Below are 23,079 nucleotides of genomic sequence, written 5' to 3' on the forward strand. Positions count from 1 at the left end.
GACATCCCCTGTCAGCAACCACACCCCGCTCTTTTCCGTTCCCCGTTCACGGCCCCGCCACGCGGGGCGGCATAACAGGGCGCGCAGCACCCGACCTCACGGCAGCGCTTTCAGCACGTAATCGCGGAAGATCTCCTGCGATTGCGGATGCGCATAGCGCTGGTTGTACGCCTTGCTGGTCACCACCGCGACGAGCTTGCGCGAGGGCATGACGAATACGTAGTTGCCGCCATTGCCCGACATGGCCCAGACCGGTTCGTCCGTGCCTTTCACCGGAAACCGGAACTGCCACCACAGGTAACCGTAGTCGGCATCATCGCGGGCCTGGGCGTGCACCGTCAGCATGCTGCGCACCCATGCTTCGGACACGATCTGCTTGCCCTTCCAGCGACCGCCATCCAGCGCCAGCTCGCCGAGCTTGGCCAGGTCGCGGCTGCGGTAGCGGGTGCCACCGCCGCCCATCCCGATGCCCAGCGGCGAAGCGTTCCAGTGCACCTGGGTGATTCCCAGCGGTTTCTCCAGCGCTTCGGCGGCGAAGGCCGACAGCGGCTGGTGCGTGGCGCGCTCCACCACGGCGCCGGCGACGAAAGCCCCGGCGGTGCAGTAGGAGAAGGCGCGGCCATGCGGGCTGTCCGCGGGCTTGGTCATCCACGGTGCAAAACCCTTGATGGGCAAGTCCAGCGCGAACTGCAGCCAGTCTTCGCTGACGTACATGCGCTCCTCGTTGCCGGACGAGAACTGGTTTTCGTCGTCGCATTCCCACAGCGAACTCATGGTGAGGAGGTCTTCCAGCGTCATCGCCTGCTTGCGCGCATCCGGGTGCTGCACCGGCTGCTTGTCAGGGAAGTAGCCATAGACCTTCGCCTGCGCACTGGGGATCAAACCCCGGTCGATCGCCGCGCCCACCAGCCAGGCCGTGATGCTCTTGCTAGCCGAACGGATGTCGTTGAGCTGGGTGGCGTCGCTGCCGTTGAAGTACTTCTCGTAGACCAGCGCACCGTCTTTGACCACCAGCACACTGGTGATGCCCTTGTAGGTGTTGTCGGCAAGCTTGTCTTCGAGCGCGCCGAAGCGGCTGGTGTCCCAATGCAGGGCGGCGGCGTTGCCGGTGCTCCAGCCGTCGTCGGATTTTGCTGGCGGCAGATAGTCGCCAGCGACTACGGGCGTTACCGCACCGGCCCACACGAGGGCGGCCGTCAGGGCGGATTGCAGGAACCGGGTGTTCATGGTGGATCTCCGTTAGGGGAGACCCACGGGAACCGATCAGCGAATGAAGTGCCTGATGCCCGAATGAAGAAAAATGAAGTGGCGACGAATCAGTCGCTTACGCACTCAGCCGCTGCTCGCCCACGGACTTCACGCCGACGATCTTTTTCAGCCCCGGCTCGTTGGTGCGGTCGAACAGCTCGCGCACCCACTCGATGAAGGCCTGCACCCGTGCCGACAAGTGCTTCTTCTGGGGATAGACGATCCACACCGGCTTGCCGGTGGACACCGTGTCGGTCATCACCAGCTCCAGCATGCCCTTGTCGAGCATGCAGGCCACCAGCATGTGCGGCGCCTGCGTGATACCGAGCCCGGCGCCGACGGCCTGGATCACCGACTCGGCGTCGTTGATCAGCAGGTGGGCATCGATATCCACGCCGACCTGGCCACTGGGCGTGTCGAACTGCCATTGGCGCGGCTTGCCGTTGGGCATGATGTAGTTGATGCAGCGGTGATGGCGCAGGTCCTCGATGCTCTGCGGCGCGCCGTAGCGGGCCAGATAGGCCGGCGAGGCGCAGACCACGTTGCGCAGATAGCCGATCTTGCGGGCGATCAGCGAAGAATCCTCCAACTGGCCCACGCGAATGGCGCAATCCATACCCTCTTCATTGAGGTCGCCCGGCGCGTCGTTCATCGACAGCTCCAGGCGGATATCCGGATAGCGCGCTTCGAACTCGTCCAGGCGCGGAATCAGCGCCGCCCGGCCCACGGCCAGCGACAGCCCAACCCGCAAACGCCCCGTCGGCTTGCGCGTGGCGTAGTTCAGGGCCTCGGTCGCCTCGGTGAGATCGGCGAGGATCTCCTTGCAACGTGCATGGAACGCGGCCCCATCGTCGGTAAGGCGCAGGGACCGGGTCGACCGGAACAGCAGGCGCGCTCCGAGGCGTTCCTCCAGGCGCGATACGGCGCGGCTGACACCCGAGGGAGTCATGCCCAGTTGGGACGCCGCCGCGGCGAAGCTTTTGGCTTCCACCACCCGGACAAAGGCCGAAATTGCTGCAAAGTCTTCCATAGGGACGATTCTCCGCCTATTCGTGACTGCCAGTCACCACTGCATTGCACAAGAAACGGATTTTCTATACCGCAAAGTACATCTATTCTCTCGCGCCTCGAACGAATTGGACCGAACGGTTCACTAATTCAAGGAGCTCCTCCCCATGAAACAACGATGGATCTTCGCCTCCCTCGCCGCCGTGGCCATTGCCGGCAGCTGGGCTGTTGTCGGCACCCGTGGTGAAAGCCACGCCCAAACCGCCGCCGTCGGTGGCCCGCCGGAAGTGACCGTCGCCCAGGTACTGGTGCGCCAGGTCAGCGATTCGGACGAATTCACCGGCCGCCTCCAGGCCGTGGACACCGTCCAGCTGCGCCCCCGCGTCGGCGGCTACGTGGATTCGATCCACTTCACCGAAGGCGCGGCGGTCAAGAAAGGCCAGCTGCTGTTCCGTATCGATCCGCGTCCCTTCCAGGCTGAAGTGGATCGTCTGACCGCCAATCTCAACCAGGCCCGTGCCGAACAGGCCCTGGCCGAAGCCAACGCCGGCCGCGGCCGCAAGCTGCTCGACCAGCACGCCATCTCGCGCGAAGAGGCCGACCGCCTCGACACCGCCTCCCAGAGCAGCAAGGCCCAGGTCGCCTCGACCACCGCCGCGCTGCAGGCCGCCCGCCTCAACCTGGGCTTCACCGAGGTGCGCGCGCCGATCGACGGCCGCGTCAGCAACGCCCTGGTCACCCCGGGCAACCTGGTCACCAGCAATGACGTGCTGACCAGCGTGGTGAGCGTGGACCCGGTCTACGCCTACTTCGACGTCGACGAGCACAGCTACCTCAAGCTCGACGAACAGCGTCGCGCCCACGGCGGTGCGCCGCGCGTGGCGATGGCGCTGGCCAACGAGAAGGGCTTCCCGCACGCCGGTCGCATCGACTTCGTCGACAACCAGCTGCGCGCCGGCTCCGGCACCATCCGCCTGCGCGCCGTGTTCGACAACGCCGATGCCCGTTACACGCCCGGTCTCTACGTCCGCGTCCAACTGCGCAGCGATGCACAGAGTAAGCGCGCCCTGATCGACGACCGCGCTGTGGCCACGGACCTGGGCAACAAGTACGTCTACGTACTCACCAAGGACCGCAAGGTCGAGTACCGCAAGATCACCACCGGCCCGATCCTCGATGGCCTGCGCGTGGTCAATGACGGCCTCGGTGCCGGCGATGTGGTGGTGGTGAACGGCCTGCAGCGCATCCGCCCGGGTGCCGAAGTGAATCCGACCAAGGTGGCGATGGACAGCCGCGCACAGGATGCGGATCGCCAGCTGGCCCAGGTCGCGAAGAAGAACTGATTCACGGGTGGGTCGCGGGATAGCGCCCACCCCGTAACACCGAATGCCCCGAGCCATACCTCACATGCCGGCAGGTGCCGGCGTGATGGAGCCCTGCATGCCTGCATGCGGGCAACCAACAGGACCGATTCGATGAAAATCGCCCAATTTTTCGTGGACAGGCCGATTCTGGCCGGCGTCCTATCCGTACTGATCGTCATTGCTGGCGCGATCTCGCTGTTCCAGCTGCCGATCAGCGAATACCCCGAAGTGGTGCCGCCCACGGTGGTGGTGAAAGCGAGCTATCCGGGTGCGAACCCGAAGGTCATCGCCGAAACCGTCGCCACGCCGCTGGAAGAACAGATCAACGGCGTCGAAGGCATGCTCTACACCGCCTCGCAGGCCACCAGCGACGGCGCCATGACGCTGACCGTGACCTTCGCGCTCGGCACGGACCTGGACAACGCCCAGGTGCAGGTGCAGAACCGCGTCGCGCAGGCGCTCACCAAGCTGCCACAGGAAGTGCAGCGCCTGGGTGTCACCACGCAGAAGAGCTCGCCCGACCTCACCATGGTGGTGCATCTGATCTCGCCCGATCAGCGCTACGACATGTTGTATCTGTCGAACTACGCGCGCCTGCACATCAAGGACCAGCTCGCGCGCCTCAACGGCGTGGGCGACGTGCAGATCTTCGGTGCCGGCGAATACTCCATGCGCGTGTGGCTGGACCCGCAGCGCCTGGCGATCCGCCAGCTCACCACCGGTGACGTGATCCATGCGATCCAGGAACAGAACGTTGCCGTCGCCGCCGGTGCGCTCAATGCGCCCCCCGGCCCGAGCAACGCCGCGTTCCAGCTCAACATCAATACGCAGGGCCGCCTGATCAACGAGGAAGACTTCCTCAACATCATCGTGCGCACGGACGCCGCCACCGGTGCCGTCACGCATCTGCGCGACGTCGCCCGCGTGGAACTGGGCTCGAACAACTACGCCCTGCGCAGCCTGCTCAACAACCGTCCGGCCGTGGCGCTGCCGATCTTTGCCCGCCCGGGCTCCAACGCCATCCAGATCTCCGACGAAGTCCGCGCCACCATGGCGGAGCTGAAGAAGGATTTCCCGCAGGGCGTGGATTTCAGCATCGTCTACGACCCGACCATCTTCGTGCGTGGTTCGATCGACGCGGTGGTGCATACGCTGTTCGAAGCCATTGGCCTGGTCGTGCTGGTGGTGATCCTGTTCCTGCAGACCTGGCGCGCCTCGATCATTCCGCTGGTCGCCGTCCCCGTGTCGCTGATCGGCACGTTCGCCGTGATGCATCTGGCCGGCTTCTCGCTCAATGCGCTGTCGCTGTTTGGCCTGGTGCTGGCCATCGGCATCGTGGTTGATGACGCCATCGTGGTGGTGGAAAACGTCGAACGACACATCGAGCACGGCATGCATCCCAAAGATGCGACGCGGCGCGCGATGAGCGAAGTGACCGGCCCCATCGTCGCCACGGCACTGGTGCTGTGCGCGGTGTTCGTGCCGGCCGCCTTTATCAGCGGTCTGACCGGCCAGTTCTATCGCCAGTTCGCGCTGACCATCGCCATCTCGACGGTGATCTCGGCCTTCAACTCGCTCACCCTGAGCCCCGCCCTTGCCGCCGTGCTGCTTAAAGAGCACAACGCGCCGAAGGACAAGCTCAGCATCTGGATCGATCGCCTGTTCGGCTGGATCTTCCGTCCGTTCAACCGCATGTTCGTGAAGAGTGCCAATGGCTACGTCGGTGGCGTGAAGCGCATCCTGCGCAGCGGCGGCATCGCGCTGGTGATCTACGGTGGCCTGGTGCTGCTGGGTGCTTTCGGTTTCGCCAAGGTGCCGACCGGCTTCGTGCCGCCGCAGGACAAGCAGTACCTGGTGTCGTTCGCGCAGTTGCCGGATGCCTCGTCGCTGGATCGTTCGGAAGCGGTGATCCGTCGCATGAGCGACATCGCGCTGAAACAGCCGGGCGTGGAAAGCGCGGTGGCCTTCCCGGGCCTGTCGATCAACGGCTTCACCAACAGCACCAATGCAGGCATCGTGTTCGTCACCTTGAAGCCCTTCGAGGAACGTCGTGATGCGTCGCTGTCGGCCGGTGCGATTGCCGGTGCGCTTAACCAGAAATACGCCGCCATCCAGGATGCGTATATCGCGGTGTTCCCGCCGCCGCCGGTGATGGGCCTGGGCACGATCGGTGGTTTCCGCGTGCAGGTGGAAGATCGTTCGGATGCGGGCTTCGAGGAACTGTTCAACCAGACGCAGAACCTGATCGCCGCCAGCCACAAGGAACCGGCACTCGCGGGGCTGTTCTCCAGCTACCAGGTGAGCGTGCCGCAGATTGACGCCGACATCGATCGCGAGAAGGCCAAGGCCGAAGGCGTGGATCTGGCTGATGTGTACCAGACCATGCAGGCCTACCTCGGTTCGCTCTACGTCAACGACTTCAATCGCTTCGGTCGTACCTACCAGGTGAATGTGTCGGCGGAACAGAGCTTCCGCAGCGAGCCTGAGAACATCCTGCAACTGAAGACGCGCAATGCGAGCGGCGAGGCGATCCCGCTGGGTTCGTTCGTTACCGTGCGCCAGAGCGTCGGCCCCGATCGCGTGCAGCACTACAACGGTTATCCGACCGCCGAAATCAACGGCGGCCCGGCACCGGGTTACAGCAGCGGCCAGGCGCAGGAAGCGATGGAACGCATTGCGCGCCAGAACCTGCCCAATGGCATGAGCTTCGAATGGACCGAACTCACCTATCAGCAGATCCTCGCCGGCAATACCGCAGGCCTGGTGTTCCCGCTGTGCGTGCTGCTGGTGTTCCTGGTGCTCGCTTCGCTGTACGAAAGCCTCGCCCTGCCGCTGGCCGTGATCCTGATCGTGCCGATGGTGCTGTTGTCGGCCATCAGCGGTGTGTGGCTGTCCGGTGGTGACAACAACATCTTCACCCAGATCGGTTTGATCGTGCTGGTGGGCCTGGCGTGCAAGAACGCGATCCTGATCGTGGAGTTTGCCCGCGAAGCGCAGATCCACGAAGGCATGGACCGCGTGCAGGCCGTGCTGGAAGCCGCCCGCCTGCGACTGCGCCCGATCCTGATGACCTCGTTCGCTTTCATCATGGGCGTGGTGCCGCTGGTGACCTCGCACGGTGCCGGTGCGGAGATGCGTCATGCGATGGGTGTGGCGGTGTTCGCCGGCATGTTGGGCGTCACCTTCTTCGGCCTGATCTTCACGCCGCTGTTCTATGTGCTGATTCGCGGCTGGAGTGAGCGAATCATTGAACGCCGCCGCGCGCGCAAGGCCGCCCATGGCCTGCCGGCACCGGCGCTGGAGGAACATTGAGATGCTTAGTTACCTTCGTTATGTCTTTGCGGTCGCCATGCCGCAACGCCTTGTCCAACTCGTGCCTGCCCTGCGGGCACGAGTCCGGCGGCAGCAGCTGACCGCCATGGCCAGCGCGCTGTTGCTGGCCGGTTGCGCCAGCGTCGGCCCGGACTATCACAAGCCCGATACGGCGCCGTTGTCGGTGAGCCAGTCGACGGAAGTGGTCGCGCAGGATTTCCAGGCCCGCTGGTGGACGCAGTTCAACGACCCCACACTGGATGCCCTCATCCAGCGCGCGGCGAAGAATGCGCCGGACCTGAAGATCGCCATGGCGCACCTGCGTGAATCGCGCGCCCTGCTCGGCGTGGCCCGTTCGGACCAGTGGCCCACGGTGAACGCCGATGCCAGCTATTCGCGCAGCCGCGGGCAGCAGCCGGGCTTCACCTCGCAACGCACGACGGTCGAGCAGTACCAGGCCGGTTTCGATGCCAGCTGGGAAATCGACTTGTTCGGCGGTGTGCGGCGTTCGGTCGAAGCGGCAGGTGCACAGGCGCAGGCCAGTGCGGCCTCGCTGCAGGATGCGCAGGTAACGTTGTTCGCCGACGTCGCGCGCTACTACTTCGACCTGCGTGGCACGCAGTTGCAGATTGACGTGGCCAAGCGCGATATCGAAAACCAGCGCCAGTCGCTGCGGGTGATCGAAGCACGCACCCAGGTCGGCAGTGGTTCGGAGCAGGATGTCGCCAGTGCCAATGCGCGACTGAGTTCGGTCGAAGCGCAGTTGCCGGTGCTGGAAACGCAGGCGCATGCCGATGCCGCGCATCTGGCGGTGCTGCTGGGCGAGCGTCCCGGTGAGCTGGACATCGACCTGAGCGCGAAGAGCTTCAGGCCCATCGACGTGAGCCTGCCCATCGGCAACGCCGGTGATGTGCTCGCACGTCGCCCTGACGTTCGCATCGCCGAACGTGAGCTGGCAGCCGCCAACGCGCGCATCGGCGTGGCCAAGGCCGACTGGTTCCCGCACATTTCGCTGGGTGGTTTCGTCGGTTTCCTCGCTGGCCAGGCCAACGACTTCGGCAGCGCCAATACGCGGGCCTGGTCGATCGCGCCGAGCATCAGCTGGCCTGGACTCAACGTGCAGCGCGTGCGTTCCAACGTGAATGCCAGCGAGGCACGTGCCGACGCGGCGATGGCCACCTACCAGCGCACGGTGCTTGCCGCCGTGGAAGACGTCAGCAATGCGCTGGTGGGGTTCAACCTGCAACGTGAGCGCGTGCAAAAGCTGCTCGAACAGGTGAAGCAGAGCCGGCGCGCGGCGGATCTGGCGCAGATCCGTTACGACGAAGGCGCGGTCGATTACCTGACCTTGCTGGATGCGCAGCGCACGCAGTTGTTTGCCGAGCAGGCGTTGGCCGAAGCGGAAGCGGGGATCAACATCCGCGCCGTCGCGGTGTACAAGGCGATCGGTGGTGGCTGGGAAGCCTGTGGCAACGAGCAGTGCTCGGATCTGGCCCAGGCCCCGTGAGTCATGAATGCCGTCGCCTTCCCTCGCCGCTCTCCGCGTGAGCGTGCGGTGGTCGAACCGCCGTTGAATCAGCGCATCGCGCTGGTCAGCGGCGGCAATCGCGGACTGGGCCTGGAAGTGGTGCGCCAGCTGGCGTCGCAAGGCATGACCGTGCTGCTGGGATCGCGGCAGCTGGCGGCGGGCGAGAAGATGGCGCGGCAGCTGCGGCGCGAGGGCGGTGATGTCGTGGCGGTGAAGCTGGACGTCACCGCCCAGGACGACGTCGATGCCGCGGCCCGCGCTATCGAGCGCGACTACGGCCGCCTCGATGTGCTGGTGAACAACGCCGGCGCCTTCTTCGATCTCAATGACCGGGCATCCACGGCCGACCTCGGCCAGGTGCGCGGCGCGCTCGACACCAATCTGCTTGGTGCCTGGCGCCTGAGCGAAGCCGTGCTGCCCATGATGCGACGCCACGCCTACGGCCGCATCGTGAATGTCTCGAGCGGCTGCGGCGCCAGCGGCAGCACCGGTGAAGACTGCGCCGCCTACCGCATCTCCAAATCCGCCCTCAATACGTACACGCGCATGCTGGCAAGCGAACTGCGCGGCAGCGGCATCGTGGTCAATGCGGTGTGTCCCGGCTGGGTGGCCACCGACATGGGCGGCCCTGGCGGGCGACCCGTTGCGGACGGCGCGGCCGGCATCGTCTGGGCGGCCTGCCTGCCCACGGCGGGCGCGGTCACCGGCGGCTTCTTCCGCGATCGCCAGCCCATCGACTGGTAGGCACTCGCCTCATGGATGCGGCGGGCGCATGCTCGCCCCATCCACGGAGGCACGACGATGACCGAACACCAACGCATGACCCTGCTGCGCATCGCGTTATGGGTGGCCGGACTGGTCTCCCTGTCGTTGTATCCCCTGATGCTGTTGTGGCCCTCAGGCTGGGCGTGGCATAGCGGGTATTCGGACTATCCGATGATGCTCGTCGGCGTGTACGCCACGCTTGGCGTATTCCTGATTCGCGCGGCGCGCCATCCCGCGCAGCACGCCAGCCTGATCTGGTTTGCCGTGTGGTCCAGCGTGGTCCACGGCGCGATCATGGCGGTGCAGTCGTTCATGCACGAGGGCCGCATGGGGCATTTGATGGGCGATGTGCCTGCGCTTTTGATCGCGGCGGCCGTGCTTGCGTGGCTGGCACCGCGGCGGTCGGCTCAGGTGTAGAACAGCGTCGGCCGATGTTCGTCGACAGAGGCGGCGTGCAGCCACGGCTGGCGCGCGAAGACATTCGTGCACGGTCCCAGGGTGCCGATGCGAAAGGGACGTTGGGCGGCTTCCAGACGGAGTCGCTCGATCACCTGATCGAGCATCGCGCCGGTGAACGGCGAATACAGATAGAACACCGTGCCACGACTGAAGTCCGCATCGCGTGCATCCTCGGTGTGGAATGCGATACGCGACAGGTGCAGCGCTTCGGCGCATGAGGTGGCAGACCGCACCAGGCCCATGTCCTGTTCGATACCCATACATGAGGCGTCACTGGTGATCGCTGCAAGCAAGGGCACGTGGCCTAGCCCGGAGCCGATGTCGATCAAGGTGTCGTTCGCGGTGAGCTGCGCCGCGTGGAGGAAGGCGAAGGCGTGGCGTGCCGGGGTGGGTTGATAGAACACCATGTCCGGCGAGAGCGCGACGGGGTCGCCCGGATCGTCGAATGGAAGGAGTTCGGCGAGAAAGCTGTCGAGGTGGTCGTAACTGTGGGCGCTTGGCGGCGAATCGCTACCTTCGGTCAGCAAGGGCAGCAGGGCTCGCCGACCGTTGCCTTCGGCGATCGCGCGGCGATACGGCTCGATGAAACTCCGGGTAACTTGATCGAGCCGGTCAAGATGTTCGGTTACCTGTTCGCGCTGCGAGGGATCCTCTTCGAGCAGGGTTTCAAGCGACTCGATGGTTTCGAAATGGGCGCGGAGCAGGTCGGGGGTGGGTCGCATACGTACAGTTTAAACCTGCAGCACCTCCCCCCGATGTCGTCATTCCGACGAAAGCCGGACGGAGCCCAAAGGGCGGAGAACGACCGAAGGTCGGCCCCGAAGGGGTGAGCGAAGCGAGTCATCCAGTGGCGACCACGTTTGGATATCGAGCGAAGCATCAAGAATGCGAGGGCCGTGGGTCGGTCGCGACAACCCGACGATATCGCCACTGGATTCCGGCTTTCGCCGGAATGACGGCCATGTTGGAACGTAGCAGGTGGCCTGCAGAAATGACGGCCATGGTGGAACGTAGCAGGTGGCCTGCAGAAATGACGGCCATGGTGGAAAGTAGCAGGTGGCCTGCCGAAATGACGGCCATGGTGGAAAGTAGCAGGTGGCCTGCCGAAATGACGGCCATGTTGGAAAACAGCGGGTGACCTGCAAAGCGCAAGCGTTGCTGTCGTTTCAGCCGCGGGCAACGCCATGCCTCAAATCATCCCCGTATTCGCCGCATCCTTCTGATTCTTCCCCTTCACCACCTGGCAATCGGACACCAGCGGCGGCGCCTTCTCCCCCTGCGAGGTGTCATACAGATCCGCCAGCTCGCCCTTGCTCCACCACGCATAGCGGCCCGCCACGTAGCGCACGCCTGATGCCGCCAGCGTGTCGACGAAGAGCAAACCCTTTCCATCCACGGGCACCAACGCAAAGCTCTGCCCGTTTGTCGCATTCCAGTAAGTGACGTCGAATTTCTTGTCGTTTGCGCAGTGATAGCTCAGCGTGTGCGTGTCCTTGATCTGCACGCCCGGCGGCGTTGCCGCGCCTGCACAGGCGACCAGTCCGAGCAGCAACAGGCAGGTGCCCGCCGTGGTGGTTCGAGACATGGCTCATCCCTCTTCCTTTGGTGCCGGAGCCAATGTCGACGGGAGGATGTGGCGGTTGTGTTGAAAGGCTGTGCTTGCTGCGTGTGGGTTTGCGATCGCTTCAGCCTTCGGACTCCCGGCTGAACAACGTCGGGGGGCGTTCAGTAGTTCTACGGCATCGACCTAGGTGGATTTTCGCTTGCCGGTGTTGCGCACGGGATACACGCTGGAAGTCGAATTCGTGCCGCATGTGCCCCGTCATGAAAAAGCTCACCCTCGCGCCCCTCCTGCTGGGACTCGCCGCCGCCTTGCCCGCGCATGCCACCGAAGGCGCGCTCGGTCGACCCATCACTGGCCTCCAGGTGCAGTCGTATACCGGCCTGGTTCCGCCGACGCCCGGCTGGACGCTCGCGCTCGGTTACGTCTATTACAGCGGTTCCATCGGCGCCAAGCGCGAAGTGCCGCTGGTCGGTGGCGGCAGTTCGCTGGGTCTGGATGCTGAGTTCCAGATGTTCACCGCCAGCGCCCTGTACATCTGGGACACCAAACCCGGCGCGTGGAATTTCGCCTCGATGGTGACGGTGCCGCTTGCCTACGCGAACGTGGACGCCACGCTGGATATCGGTCGGTTTACCGGCTCCAAGAGCCAGAGCAAGACCGGCCTCTACGACATGACGTTCGTGCCGCTGATCGCCAGTCACCACTTCAGCCAGACGCAACACATGTCGCTGGCGCTGTATGTCTATGCGCCAACCGGCGAGTACCACAAGGGCGACCTGACCAATCTCAGCCTGCACAACTGGACCTTCTCGCCCACCGTCGGCTACACGGCGCTGTTCAACAAGGGCACGCTTGAATGGAGCACGACGGCGGCGGTGGATATCTACACCAAGGACGGCGCCACCGACTACCAGAACGGCGATGTGTTCCGTATCGATTCGATGCTGCTCAACCGCTGGCCCTCGGGCTGGGGACTGGGCGTCGTCGGTGGCTGGATCTACCAGCTGGAGAAGGACACCGGCCCCACGGCTGACCGCCTCAACGGCTTCAAGGGCCGCTCCGTCGCCCTCGGCCCCCTCGTGAGCTACGCCCACACCTTCGGCAAGAGCAAGGTGGAATTCCAGGCACGCTGGCTGCACGAGTTCGACGTGACCAATCGCCTGAAAGGCAACCCGGCGATGATCAGCGCCACGATTCCGCTCTAGAGGAGATCGCGCACGCAGCGGAAACTCCGCCGGCCATGCGCGCGGTCGGCGGTCCACTCGCTATCGGCGAGCTCCACGCCGCTGGCCCGGGCAAACGCCGCTTCGACCGTGGTCGGCAATCGCTTCCCCGCCCACGACGCAAAGGCGCAGGCGTCGTCGTAGCTTACCTGCGCGACATAAGGGTCATCGGGTGCGTCGGCCGAAAAGCCCGTGGCGTCGACGAAGCACGCGAACTCCTCGTTAGTGACACAACGCCGGTCGATCCAGAAACTGTCGACCTGGACGTGTCCGTCCGTACCCACCCGAAGCACTCCGCCGTCGAGGCGGATCATCGGTTCCGTGGCCATGCGTCCCCCTGCATGAATGGAATCACCCGCCGATGGTAAAAACCTCCGCGATGGGTGTCACCCGTAGAAGTACTGGGGACTCAGTCGAGAGACTTTACGAAGTAGCGCGGCGAGTCGTCATAGCCCTGGCGATCGTAGAACCGATGGGCATCGGTACGGCGGGCGTGGCAGTGCAGTTCCACCCGGTCGCAACCGCGCACGCGCGCCCGTTCCACGGCATGGGCCTCCAGCAGGGCACCCACGCCCGATCCGCGGGCCTGTTCGGAGACGCACAGATAGCTGATCCGGCAGAAATCACCCGCCAGCGCCAGCTGTGGCATGAAGTTGAGCGACAGCACGCCGACCACCTCACCGGCTTGCACGGCGACCACGAGCTCGGCGTCAGGATGGTCTTCCATCTGCGCGATGCGCTCTTCGATGAAAGGCGCGGTGCCGGGATAACCCAGGGCATCGAGTAGCGCGGTGATGGCGGGGGCGTCGGCAATGCGGGCGTCGCGGACCAGGGTCATGTCAGCGTTGCACCAGCATGGCGAACCAGGTCCAGCCGCGAACACGCTCGGCCACCAGCTTGGCGCTCGTCAACATCGGTACGGCCAGCAAAGCGCCCGGAATGCCCCACAGCCAGCCCCAGATCAGCAGCCACAAAAGAATGGCCACCGGGCTCAGGCGCATGCGCCGGCCCTGGATCAGCGGCGTGATCATGTTGCCTTCGATGGCGGTGATGCCGGCGAAGGTAAGGGCCGGCAGCAGCGCCTGTCCGACTTGATCGAAGTTCATCAGGCCGACCAGCGCAAGCACGGTCGTGGTGGTGATCGAGCCCACGTACGGAATGAAATTGGCGAGCGCAGCTACCGTGCCCCACAACAGCGGATCGGGCATGCCATAGAGCCACAACATGCCCGCCGTGATGGTGCCAAGCACGGCATTGATAAGCACCGTGGTGAGAATGTAGCGCGACACTTCGATCTGGATGCTGCGCACGATCGACACCGCGTGCCGTTTGAAGCGGAAGTTGGGTGCGATCTCGACCAGTCGTCGCAACAACGTGTCGCCGTAAATCAAAAAGAAGAACACCAGCAGCAGCACGGTGAGCACGGCGGCAAGGATCTTAGGTGTGGTGAGCAACACGTCCCAGGTGCTGAACGAGACCGCCGGCGGGCGGGCGGCCTGCACGCGGGTCGTCGCCCCGCCGACCAGGGTTTGCGTCGCGCGGTTGGCGGCCTCGAGCGGTTGCGTGATGCTGCGCAACTTGGGAACGAAGGTACGCACCGCCGTCGGCGCCTGGTGGAACCACTCCAGCGCAGGCTGCGACAGCGATGCGATGCCGGCAACGATGCCACTGATCAGCGCCACCATCAGCACGACGGCCGACAGCCAGCGCGGGATTCGCCAGCGCGCGCCCGTGGCGACGATCGGGTTGAGCGCCAGGCCGATGAAGGCCGCCAGCAGCAGCGGAATCAGCAGCGCCTTGGCCAGCGTCACCGTATAGAGCAATGCCAGCGCCGCGAGGATATTGAGCACGATGCGGATGCCGCGCAGATGCCGGCGCATCGAGCGGACGGCATGCACGCGATGCATGGTCCGGCGCCAGGCATAACCGCTCTCAAGCGCCTCGACGGCGCCCAGCACTTCGGCGCCGTCGGCAGGGGCCGGCGACGCGGGAATCGGGTTGGGGTCGTTCATGACCGGTCGAAACCGCCTTGGCTGAACTCGGAGACCAAGTGTACGGCCTGGGTGACCAGTTCGGCGGCACTGCCGCTGAGCAAGGCGCCCAGCCCCGGGACGCGCAACGGGTGCACGCCCAGCTGGCCGAGCACGAAGCCCAGCCCGGTGGCGACGCCCACGGTGGTCAAAGGACGACCACGCGCCCGGTCGAGCAAGGCCGTTGCCGGTTCGGCCACCGCCTCGCGCGCCAGCACCACCCGCGCCTGCGCCTCGCGCACCCGGTTTACCTGCTTGAACACGCTCATCGGTCTTTCTCCGCGTCCGTTTCCGGCGATGGCCGGTCCTGGCGATCGGCCCGGTGCATGGCCTGCTGCAGGGTCGCACGCCATTCGCGGCGGGATTCCGGCAAGGTCATCCAGTGCATGCAGCGGCGGAAGAATACGATCATGCCGAGCAGGAACAGGCCTTCAAGCACCGACAGCACCAGCAGGGCCCAAATCCACGACCCGAACCATTTGGCCAGCAACAAGGCGGAGAGCGCCAGCAAGCTCAGGCCCATGCCGACACCGGCCACCGTGGCCGCCAGCGCCGTCAGTAACAACCAGAACACCGCGCTGCGGGCCAGACCCAGCTCGGCGCTCAACAGCGCCAGCTGGGCTCCGAACAGTTGCTTCAGTGCACGCCCGAACCGTCCGATGTCATCGAGGAGACCCGGCGGTGGGGTGGGGTTGGCCCGGTCATCGGACGAGGCTTCGTCATCACGCCCGGGTTCTTGCATCCCCTGCCCTCACGAATGGTTTCAACGACGCAGGATCCGGCCCAGCAGCCAGCCGGCACCCACGGCAATCGCCACGGACTGTACCGGTTTCTCGCGCACATAGCCGCGCGCACGCTCCACCCAGTCGTCGACGCGATCCATCGCCTCGTCATACGCCTCGCGCCCGCGCTCACTGAGTTCCGCGGCCTTGTCATTGGCGCGGGTGGCGGCGTCGGCAGCCTTGTCGGTCGCCGAATGCAGGCCTTCTTCCACGCGGTCGGCGGCGCGGTCGAATCCATCCTTGGCATGGGAGACGGCGTTTGACGTCGCTTCCTTGATGCGCTCGGCGCGGTCTTCGATGCGTTCGTTCGTCGTGGGTTCGGTAACCTGCACTTGCTTGCTCATGAGTCTCTCCGTGGGCGTGTCAGTGATTCGGATGGCATGCATGAAAGCGCATGCCAACGTGCGGTGCTCAGCTTGCCCTGCGGAAGAAGGCGATGACCGCGAGAATCAGGAAGATGATGAAAAGGATCTTCGCGATGCCGGCTGCGGTGCCGGCGATCCCGGTGAAACCGAACAGCGCCGCGATGATGGCGATGACCAGGAAGACCAGGGCGTAGTGAAGCATGGGGACGTTCCTCAAGTGACGTGGCGAGCGAAACCATTCGCTCTTGCCAGCGCATTCACCCACAGCTTGCGCCTTGCCAGCGTGAAGGTCCGCGTCAGCGACATGCACGCCCCCGCGACAAGGCTGAGCGAATGGCAACAGAACGCATGCCTGTGCCATTCGGTCAGCCTGAACCGCTCAGCGCACCTTGGCGTCGGCGTAGATCGCGTAGGTGCCCACAATCTGTGCCTCATCCAGCACGTGTCCTTCCATGGCCTTGCGCAGTTCAGCCAGGGTGAAGCCATCGGCCAGTTTCAGCGTATCCATGTCCAGCGCGTAGACGTGGAAGTTGTAGTGGTGCAACAAGGTGTCGTTCCACGGCGGACACGGGCCGTCGTAGCCGAGGTACTCGCCTTCCATCTGCGGGTCACCCTTGAACCAGCCGGTGTAGTCGTTGATGCCCTGGACGCTGCCGGCCGGGCCGGAAGGCACGCGCTTGCCCCGCGCGACAATGCCTTCGCTGCATGCACCTGCTGCCAGCTCCGTGCATTCAGCCGGAATATTGGCCACCAGCCAGTGCGCAAACTCCACGCGCGGGAGCTCAAACGGCACGAGGCGACCGGCCTGGTTGACGTCGTCACCACGACTGGGAACATCGGTATCGATGCACGTCACCACGAACGATCGCGCGTTGCGCGGTGCGTCGCTCCACGCCAGATGCGGGTTGCGGTTGTCGGACAACGCCACCGGATCGCCGGGCTTGCCGAAGGCAAACTCGACCGGGATAGCCTGTCCGTTCTGGAAACTGTCACTACGCAATTGCAAAGTCATTCTCCTCAAGGGCTATAGGTGACGCGATACACGGCGCCTGCCAGGTCATCGCTGATCAGCAGGCTGCCATCGGGCAGCGGCTGCACGTCGACCGGGCGACCCCAGCTCTTTTCGTCCTGCTGGAAGCCGTCGATGAAGGTGTCGTACGAGGCGACCTTGTCGCCGTTGAAGCGCACGCTCATCACGCGATAACCGGATTTCCTGGTGCGGTTCCACGAACCGTGCTGGGCGATGAACAAGGCGCCCTTGTAGTTGGCCGGGAACTGCGAGCCTTCGTAGAAACGCAGGCCCAGCGCCGCCACGTGCGGACCGAGCTTGAGCACCGGTGCGGTGTAATCTTTGCAATTCTTGCCCTTGCCGAACTCCGGATCGAGCGTGTCACCCTGGTGGCAATAGGGGTAGCCGAAGTGCTCGCCCACGCGCGTGAGCCGGTTGAGTTCGTCGTTGGGGATATCGTCGCCCATCATGTCGCGGCCGTTGTCGGTGAACCACAGCTCGTTGTTACCCGGGCGCCAGGTGAAACCGACGGTGTTGCGGATACCGTAGGCGACGTCTTCCAGGCCGCTGCCGTCCGCGTTCATGCGCGTGAGCTTGGCGTAGTCCTTGCCCTTGTCGCAGATGTTGCATGGCGCGCCGATCGGCACGTAAAGCTTGCCGTCGGGACCGAAGGCGATGAACTTCCAGCCGTGATGCGTCTCGGTGGGAAACTTGTCGTACACGACTTCGGGCTTGGGTGGATCGTCGAGATGGTTCTCGATATCGCGCAGCACGACGATCTTGCTGACCGCCGACACATAGAGATCGCCGTTCCTGAAGGCCACGCCCACGGGCAATTGCAGGCCGGTGGCGATCACGCGCACCTTGTCGGCCTTGCCGCTGCCGTTGCTGTCGGTCAGCGCGTACACCTTGCCGGCATCGTTGGAGCCGACGAAGACCGTGCCCTTCGCGCCCAGCGCGATTTCACGCGCGTTCGGCACCGCGTCCGAGTAAACCGCGATATGGAAACCCTTGGGCAGGGTGAGCTTGTCCAGCTGGGGAGACGCGGCCATGGCAGGCAGGGCCAGCATGCCGAGCAGTACACCGAGGAAGGGACGCATCGTGATCTCCTGGGGGCTCAAGACGGCGATCATAGCGCCAGCGGAAGAACCCGGCGCGCCACCCTCCCCCATCTTCAGCCACACGGCCATCGCCGCCCCAACTGCTACCCTCTGGCTCTTTCCCACCCACGAGGAAGCCCTGTGGCCCGTGTTCCTTTCCGCCAGACCCTGCTTGCCCTTGCCTTCGGGGCCCTCAGCCTCCCCGCCATGGCGCAGGACGCCGATGCGCAGTTCCGGCAGATCTACCAGACGGAATGGGCGTGGCGCAGCGGGCAGGCCGGCATCAGCAATGCGGGCGAGGCGCAGCCGAACAACGGGCGGCTGGACAATGTGGACGCCAAGAGCCAGCAGCAGCGCCAGGATTACTGGCAGGGCGTGCTGAAGCAGCTCGACCGGATCAAGCCGGCCCAGCTCTCCGCCGAGGACCAGATCAACTACGCCGTGTACCGCGCCCAGATCCAGAACCTGCTGGCCGCGCAACAGTTCAAGCAGTGGGAAATGCCGTTCAACAGCGACTCGGCCTTCTGGAGCGACATCGGTTACATGCTCGGCGCGGACAACCTGCGCACGCAGGCCGATTACCAGCGCTACCTGCAGCGCCTGGGCGAAATCCCGGCGTACATGGACCAGCAGATCGACAACATGCGCGCTGGCCTGGCGCGCGGCTTCACCGTGCCGCGCGAAGTGCTGGATGGTCGCGACGTGTCGATTGCGGCAGTGGCCGAACAGCGCGATCCGACGAAGAGCAGCTTCTACGAGCCGTTCCAGAAGATGCCGGCCAACATTCCGGCGGAGGACGCAAAGCGCCTGCAGGCGCAGGCCAGCAAGGTCATCGCCGGGCAGGTCGTGCCCGCTTACGGCAAGTTGCTGACCTTCTTCCGCACCGAATACGTGCCCAAGGCGCGCAAGACGCTCGCCGCCGAATCCATGCCCGACGGCAAGGCCTGGTATCACCAGCAGATCGTTGAATACACCACGCTCGACCTCGATCCGGACGCGATTCATCAGATCGGCCTGGAGCAGGTGGCGAAGATCCATGCGCAAATGCTCGAAACCATGCAGCAGACCGGTTTCAAGGGCAGCTTCCCCGAATTCCTGACCTTCCTGCGCACCGACCCGCAGTTCTATGCCAAGACGCCCGATGAGCTTCTGATGCGCAGCGCCTGGGTGGCCAAGCAGGTCGACGGCCAGCTGGGCCGCTACTTCGGTCGCCTGCCGCGCCAGCGCTTCGCCATCGTGCCGGTCGCACCGGAGATCGCGCCGTACTACACGTCGGGTCGCGGTGGTGCTTCGGCTTATCTGGTGAACACCTACGACCTGCCCTCGCGTCCGCTCTACAACGTCGCTGCGCTGACGCTGCATGAATCGGCGCCGGGTCATTCGCTGCAGCTGGCCCTTGCGGGTGAGCAGCAAGGCCAGCCGGCCTTCCGCCGCGAAGGCTACATCTCCGCCTACGGCGAAGGCTGGGGCCTGTACTCCGAGTACCTCGGCAACGAAATGGGCATCTACAAGACGCCCTACGACCGCTTCGGTTACCTCACCTACCAGATGTGGCGCGCCTGCCGCCTCGTCGTCGACACCGGCATTCACCACCTCGGCTGGACGCGCCAGCAAGCCATCGACTACCTCACCGACAACACCGCGCTCTCCGCGCGCGAAATCGCCAACGAAGTCGACCGCTACATCAGCTGGCCCGGCCAGGCGCTGTCGTACGAACTCGGTTACCTGAAAATCCTCGAACTGCGCCAGAAGGCCGAAAAAGCCCTCGGCGAACGCTTCGACATCCGCCACTTCCACGACACCATCCTGCAGATCGGCTCCGTGCCGCTGCCGGTGCTGGAAAAGCGTGTGGACAAGTTCATCGCCGATGGTGGGCCGGAACCGGATTTCGGGTGCGATTGCGCGGCGGGGAAGAAGGCGCCGTAATATCCCTTCGGGGACAGGGGGTCCCCGCAAGGGGACATCATGCGAAATGTGGGAGCGCCCGGAGGGGCGGGTGGCGGTTTTGCGAGTGCGTCGCCGGTGATCTATCGGTATTCGAGTGCGTCGCTGCGGAACGCGTGGATACTCGGCGTGTTGTTCTCGACGGCCGCGGTCGGGCTGACAGCGTGGTTCTTGCGCGACTTTGTCGCCGGACGCCTGGAAGGTCCCGCGTTTGCCGGGTACCTGCTGATGCCTGCCTTCCTGGGTTTGCTTGCCCTGATCGCCATCGCCTGGATCAAGACCCGGCTGGTGCTGTCGGCCGATGCCATCGAGCTGCGCGGCTTGCTGAGCACGCGACGGATGGCTCGTGGCGACATCGTGGGATTTCGCCCGGGCAGCCAGTCAGCGACCTGTTTTCTGATCGGCAAGCACGGGAAATCATTCGATGTCCCCGGTGACATTCCGCTCGACGATCGCTTCGCCGCGTGGATGGGTGAGCTGCCGAACCTGACGGCGCTGGAACAGCAGGCGGTGCTCGAACAGGTGAGGGCCGACACGCGGCTGGGCATCGATCCCGAACAGCGCATGGCGCGACTCCTTCAGGCGCGGCGACTTGCCGGGGCCCTGACGTGGATGTCGCTGGGACTGGTCTTGTGGTGTCTGATCTACCCCTGGCCTTACGACCTGGTCGTGGGGCTTACCATCGCCTGGCCGTGGATCTGCATCGCGATCGCGCTGGGCAGCCGTGGACTGATCCGGCTGGATGGCAAAGTCGGCGATCCGCGGCCCGTGCTGGCGGTACCGATGTTGATGCCGGCCCTGGCGATCGCCCTGCGCGCCCTGTTCGACGTCGATCTGGTGAATCCGGGTCAAGCCTTCGTGTGGGGGGCTATCGCGGGGGTACCACTGGGTATCGTGCAGTGGCGTGCGACGGTGCTGTCATCGCGCATGACGGCCCGCTTCTTCGGTGGCCTGGGTTATATCGCCCTGGCCACGTGCTACGGCGCCGGCGCGCTGAGCCTCATGAATGTCAGGCTTGACCACCGTCTACCCGTGGTTTCGCCGGTCACGGTATCCGGCAAGCACATCAGCAGTGGCAAGCACACGACGTATCAGCTCGATGTATCGGGGTGGCCGGGTTATCCCCGCGGCCATCGCTTCACGGTGTCGCGTGTCCATTACGAGCGAGCCCGGAAGGGCGACGCGCTTTGTGCCATCGAACATGCCGGCGCCCTGGGCATGGCCTGGCTCGACCTGGGGAACTGCCCGGCTGCCACGCCCTGAGGAAGGCTGAACGGGCTGCTGGTCAAAACTTCACCAATGAAGTAGACTTCACCTCAACTTCATAGGGATAGTTTCCTCATGGCAGCTCATCTCCTCCCTGAAACACTTCCCGCCGCCGACATGGGCGGGGCGGCGCTGCGCGCCTTCTTCCGCATTGCGGAGGCCTGGGACCTGCGCATGGTCGACCAGCGCAAGTTGCTGGGCGATCCGCCGGAGTCCACGTTCTACAAATGGAAGCGTGAACAGCAGGGCACGGTCAGCCGCGACGTGCTCGAGCGCATCAGCTATCTGCTGGGCATCTACAAGGACCTGCAGATCCTGTTCACCAGCGAAGAACAGGCCGATGGCTGGGTGCATCGTCCCAATGACGCGCCGCTGTTTGGCGGGCGCTCGGCCATGGATCGCATGCTGTCAGGCAATGTGGCGGATTTGTACGTCGTCAGGCAGTACCTCGACGCCCAGCGCGGCTGGGGCTGATTCGGCCTTGGAGTTGAGACGCGCTTCACGTCAGCTTGAGCCGACAGTCGCAGTCAGCGATATCAAGTGGCGTGACACTATCGGCCTGGTTCTCGTCGTTCTGGACTGACCCGTCATGGCTGACATCCCTCCCCTTCAGCGGATTCGCTGGAGTCACGCCTATCGCATCGTACCCAGCCGCTTTCCGCCGGTGGGGGTGTACGACCGCATCGCCGATCCGGCCGATCTCGAAGCGCTGTATGCGATCGAAGCGATGACCAATCCGCGCATCCGCGACGAACTGGGTGTGTTGCCCATGGTGCCGCGCGATCGTCGCATCAGCGGGCCGGGCACGACGCCGGTGATGGCGGCCTTCACGCATTTGAATCCGGAGGGAAGCCGCTTCTCCGATGGCACCTGGGGCGTGTTCTACGCCGCGCACAGCGTGGCGACGGCGGTGGAAGAAACCGTCTATCACCGCGAGCGCTTTCTCGCCGCCACGAAAGAACCGCCCTGCGATTCCGAAATGCGCTGCTATCGCATGAGCATCCATGGTCGCCTGCATGATCTGCGGGGCGGTTGGGTGCGCGAACAAGCGCCCGATAGTTATGCCGCGAGCGTGGCGTTGGCGCGCAAGTTGCGGGCCGATGGTTCGGACGGCATCGTCTACGAGAGCGCGCGCCATCAGGGTGGTGAGTGCGTGGCGGTGTTCTATCCCGATCGCGTATCGCCTTGCGTGCAGGCCGAGCATTTTCTCTATCGATGGGATGGCCAGCGGATCGCGCAGGTGCTGGTAGTCAGTGAGCACAAGCGCGATTCGCATTGAGCACGCGTCGGGCGAGTCCTCCTCCCGCCCGACGCGCCCCTCACCCCTTACCTCGTAAACACCTGCAACGTACTCGTCTCTCTCCGACGCCGGCGAGCAAACATCGTTGTCGTCGACCCATCCTTGCCCTGCCATCGATCCCTGACGGTACGACGGCATCGGAGAGAGCCAGGCTCTCGCCTAGAACGTGTAACCAAAGCTCAGCCCGTAGGCGAGCGGATTGATCGTGGCGCGGCCGACCTTCACGCCGTTGACGTGCACGTCCGACGCCAGATCGATCCAGCGGACATCCGCGGTGACGATCCACTGCTTGTTCAGACGGAAATCGACGCCCGCGTGCGCGGCTGCGCCCCAGCTGCTGTCGATGCGCACTTTCGTGCCTTCCAGCGGACCGGTGCTGTCGGTGTTGAAGAAGCGCGTGTAGTTCACGCCCACGCCGATGAACGGCGAGATGTCGCTGTCCGGCATGAAGTGATAGTTCACGCCGAGCACGGGCGGCAGCTGCTTGGTCGTCGCCACGTTGGTGCCGTTGAGGCGGATGCTGTGGCTGAAGGGCGCGGCCACCAGCAGATCCATGCCCCAGTTTGGGGTGAACTTGTATTCGAGACTTGCCGTCGGCTTCAGATCGCTGCCGACGCTGGCCTTCATGCCGGCCAGATGGCCGTTGTCGGATTTCGGATCCACCACATGCGCACCGAAGCGCACGATCCAGCTGTCATCGGCGGCATGCGCCGGCAGCGCGTTGAGGCCAAGACCTGCGATGGCAATCAAAGGCAACCACAGCTTCATATGTCACATCCTTACGTTCTTTTCGGGGAGCAAGTTCATGCTCC

Annotated in this window: 24 protein-coding genes; 10 read left to right on the forward strand and 14 right to left on the reverse strand. The window is 64.6% G+C overall.

Annotated elements, in window-relative coordinates:
• Window positions 1-96 precede the first annotated feature (96 nt).
• Both EYV96_RS17600 and EYV96_RS17605 read right to left on the reverse strand, forming a co-directional pair.
• Window positions 97-1,227 carry a serine hydrolase domain-containing protein gene (locus EYV96_RS17600; RefSeq protein ID WP_131152906.1) on the reverse strand — a complete coding sequence of 377 codons (1,131 nt, stop codon included), beginning with the start codon at window positions 1,225-1,227 and terminating at the stop codon, window positions 97-99.
• A gap of 97 nt (window positions 1,228-1,324) precedes the next feature.
• Window positions 1,325-2,278, reverse strand: a complete 954-nt coding sequence (locus tag EYV96_RS17605) for a LysR family transcriptional regulator (protein ID WP_131152907.1) — start codon at window positions 2,276-2,278, stop codon at window positions 1,325-1,327.
• A gap of 145 nt (window positions 2,279-2,423) precedes the next feature.
• Between EYV96_RS17605 and EYV96_RS17610 the strand changes: the two genes are divergently transcribed.
• The 5 genes from EYV96_RS17610 to EYV96_RS17630 all read left to right on the forward strand — a co-directional run bounded on the left by EYV96_RS17610 (window position 2,424) and on the right by EYV96_RS17630 (window position 9,642).
• Window positions 2,424-3,599, forward strand: coding sequence for an efflux RND transporter periplasmic adaptor subunit (locus EYV96_RS17610; RefSeq protein ID WP_131152908.1), 1,176 nt, complete (start codon window positions 2,424-2,426; stop codon window positions 3,597-3,599).
• Between the two features lie 132 nt (window positions 3,600-3,731).
• Window positions 3,732-6,932 (forward strand): efflux RND transporter permease subunit, encoded by a 3,201-nt coding sequence (locus EYV96_RS17615; RefSeq protein WP_131152909.1) that lies wholly within the window; start codon window positions 3,732-3,734, stop codon window positions 6,930-6,932.
• 106 nt (window positions 6,933-7,038) lie between these two features.
• Window positions 7,039-8,439: an efflux transporter outer membrane subunit gene (locus EYV96_RS17620; RefSeq protein WP_240732655.1), complete on the forward strand. Its 1,401-nt coding sequence runs from the start codon at window positions 7,039-7,041 to the stop codon at window positions 8,437-8,439.
• 3 nt (window positions 8,440-8,442) lie between these two features.
• Window positions 8,443-9,204, forward strand: a complete 762-nt coding sequence (locus EYV96_RS17625) for an SDR family oxidoreductase (protein ID WP_131152910.1) — start codon at window positions 8,443-8,445, stop codon at window positions 9,202-9,204.
• A 57-nt stretch (window positions 9,205-9,261) separates the two neighbouring features.
• Window positions 9,262-9,642: a DUF6632 domain-containing protein gene (locus EYV96_RS17630; RefSeq protein ID WP_131152911.1), complete on the forward strand. Its 381-nt coding sequence runs from the start codon at window positions 9,262-9,264 to the stop codon at window positions 9,640-9,642.
• On the opposite strand, the gene EYV96_RS17635 is transcribed toward EYV96_RS17630, so the two are convergent.
• Both EYV96_RS17635 and EYV96_RS17640 read right to left on the reverse strand, forming a co-directional pair.
• Window positions 9,633-10,406 (reverse strand): class I SAM-dependent methyltransferase, encoded by a 774-nt coding sequence (locus tag EYV96_RS17635; protein WP_131152912.1) that lies wholly within the window; start codon window positions 10,404-10,406, stop codon window positions 9,633-9,635. The two genes, EYV96_RS17630 and EYV96_RS17635, sit on opposite strands and share 10 nt — an antisense overlap.
• 467 nt (window positions 10,407-10,873) lie before the next feature.
• On the reverse strand, window positions 10,874-11,269 hold the full coding sequence (locus EYV96_RS17640) for an MliC family protein (RefSeq protein ID WP_131152913.1): 396 nt from the start codon (window positions 11,267-11,269) through the stop codon (window positions 10,874-10,876).
• Window positions 11,270-11,508: 239 nt separating this feature from the next.
• Between EYV96_RS17640 and EYV96_RS17645 the strand changes: the two genes are divergently transcribed.
• Window positions 11,509-12,453 (forward strand): SphA family protein, encoded by a 945-nt coding sequence (locus EYV96_RS17645; protein ID WP_165488727.1) that lies wholly within the window; start codon window positions 11,509-11,511, stop codon window positions 12,451-12,453.
• On the opposite strand, the gene EYV96_RS17650 is transcribed toward EYV96_RS17645, so the two are convergent.
• The 9 genes from EYV96_RS17650 to EYV96_RS17690 all read right to left on the reverse strand — a co-directional run bounded on the left by EYV96_RS17650 (window position 12,450) and on the right by EYV96_RS17690 (window position 17,757).
• Window positions 12,450-12,800, reverse strand: coding sequence for a formylglycine-generating enzyme family protein (locus EYV96_RS17650; RefSeq protein ID WP_131152915.1), 351 nt, complete (start codon window positions 12,798-12,800; stop codon window positions 12,450-12,452). The genes EYV96_RS17645 and EYV96_RS17650 overlap by 4 nt on opposite strands.
• A gap of 80 nt (window positions 12,801-12,880) precedes the next feature.
• Window positions 12,881-13,309, reverse strand: a complete 429-nt coding sequence (locus EYV96_RS17655; RefSeq protein WP_131152916.1) for a GNAT family N-acetyltransferase — start codon at window positions 13,307-13,309, stop codon at window positions 12,881-12,883.
• A 1-nt stretch (window position 13,310) separates the two neighbouring features.
• Complete coding sequence (locus EYV96_RS17660) at window positions 13,311-14,483, reverse strand: AI-2E family transporter (RefSeq protein WP_131152917.1); 1,173 nt, start codon at window positions 14,481-14,483, stop codon at window positions 13,311-13,313.
• Window positions 14,480-14,770: a hypothetical protein gene (locus tag EYV96_RS17665; protein WP_131152918.1), complete on the reverse strand. Its 291-nt coding sequence runs from the start codon at window positions 14,768-14,770 to the stop codon at window positions 14,480-14,482. Before EYV96_RS17665 ends, EYV96_RS17660 begins: the two co-directional genes overlap by 4 nt.
• Window positions 14,767-15,243 (reverse strand): ABC transporter ATP-binding protein, encoded by a 477-nt coding sequence (locus EYV96_RS17670; RefSeq protein WP_131152919.1) that lies wholly within the window; start codon window positions 15,241-15,243, stop codon window positions 14,767-14,769. Before EYV96_RS17670 ends, EYV96_RS17665 begins: the two co-directional genes overlap by 4 nt.
• Before the next feature lie 21 nt (window positions 15,244-15,264).
• Window positions 15,265-15,627 carry an ElaB/YgaM/YqjD family protein gene (locus tag EYV96_RS17675; RefSeq protein WP_131152920.1) on the reverse strand — a complete coding sequence of 121 codons (363 nt, stop codon included), beginning with the start codon at window positions 15,625-15,627 and terminating at the stop codon, window positions 15,265-15,267.
• Between the two features lie 67 nt (window positions 15,628-15,694).
• Window positions 15,695-15,850 carry a DUF1328 domain-containing protein gene (locus EYV96_RS17680; RefSeq protein WP_114240942.1) on the reverse strand — a complete coding sequence of 52 codons (156 nt, stop codon included), beginning with the start codon at window positions 15,848-15,850 and terminating at the stop codon, window positions 15,695-15,697.
• Window positions 15,851-16,027: 177 nt separating this feature from the next.
• A complete protein-coding gene (locus tag EYV96_RS17685) occupies window positions 16,028-16,654 on the reverse strand; it encodes a YbhB/YbcL family Raf kinase inhibitor-like protein (protein ID WP_131152921.1) in 627 nt (208 codons plus the stop codon).
• A gap of 11 nt (window positions 16,655-16,665) precedes the next feature.
• Window positions 16,666-17,757, reverse strand: a complete 1,092-nt coding sequence (locus tag EYV96_RS17690) for a PQQ-dependent sugar dehydrogenase (protein WP_131152922.1) — start codon at window positions 17,755-17,757, stop codon at window positions 16,666-16,668.
• A 207-nt stretch (window positions 17,758-17,964) separates the two neighbouring features.
• Between EYV96_RS17690 and EYV96_RS17695 the strand changes: the two genes are divergently transcribed.
• The 4 genes from EYV96_RS17695 to EYV96_RS17710 all read left to right on the forward strand — a co-directional run bounded on the left by EYV96_RS17695 (window position 17,965) and on the right by EYV96_RS17710 (window position 22,246).
• Window positions 17,965-19,683, forward strand: coding sequence for a DUF885 domain-containing protein (locus tag EYV96_RS17695; protein WP_131153085.1), 1,719 nt, complete (start codon window positions 17,965-17,967; stop codon window positions 19,681-19,683).
• 39 nt (window positions 19,684-19,722) lie between these two features.
• Entirely contained in the window at window positions 19,723-20,964 is a 1,242-nt protein-coding gene (locus EYV96_RS17700) for a hypothetical protein (protein ID WP_131152923.1), read from the forward strand.
• Between the two features lie 78 nt (window positions 20,965-21,042).
• Window positions 21,043-21,441, forward strand: a complete 399-nt coding sequence (locus EYV96_RS17705) for an MbcA/ParS/Xre antitoxin family protein (RefSeq protein ID WP_131152924.1) — start codon at window positions 21,043-21,045, stop codon at window positions 21,439-21,441.
• 115 nt (window positions 21,442-21,556) lie between these two features.
• Window positions 21,557-22,246: an RES family NAD+ phosphorylase gene (locus EYV96_RS17710; protein WP_131152925.1), complete on the forward strand. Its 690-nt coding sequence runs from the start codon at window positions 21,557-21,559 to the stop codon at window positions 22,244-22,246.
• 180 nt (window positions 22,247-22,426) lie between these two features.
• Here EYV96_RS17710 and EYV96_RS17715 read toward each other — a convergent pair whose 3' ends face one another.
• Complete coding sequence (locus EYV96_RS17715; RefSeq protein WP_131152926.1) at window positions 22,427-23,035, reverse strand: OmpW/AlkL family protein; 609 nt, start codon at window positions 23,033-23,035, stop codon at window positions 22,427-22,429.
• Between the last annotated feature and the right edge of the window lie 44 nt (window positions 23,036-23,079).

The organism is Dyella terrae (assembly GCF_004322705.1).
GTDB classification, from domain to species: domain Bacteria; phylum Pseudomonadota; class Gammaproteobacteria; order Xanthomonadales; family Rhodanobacteraceae; genus Dyella_D; species Dyella_D terrae.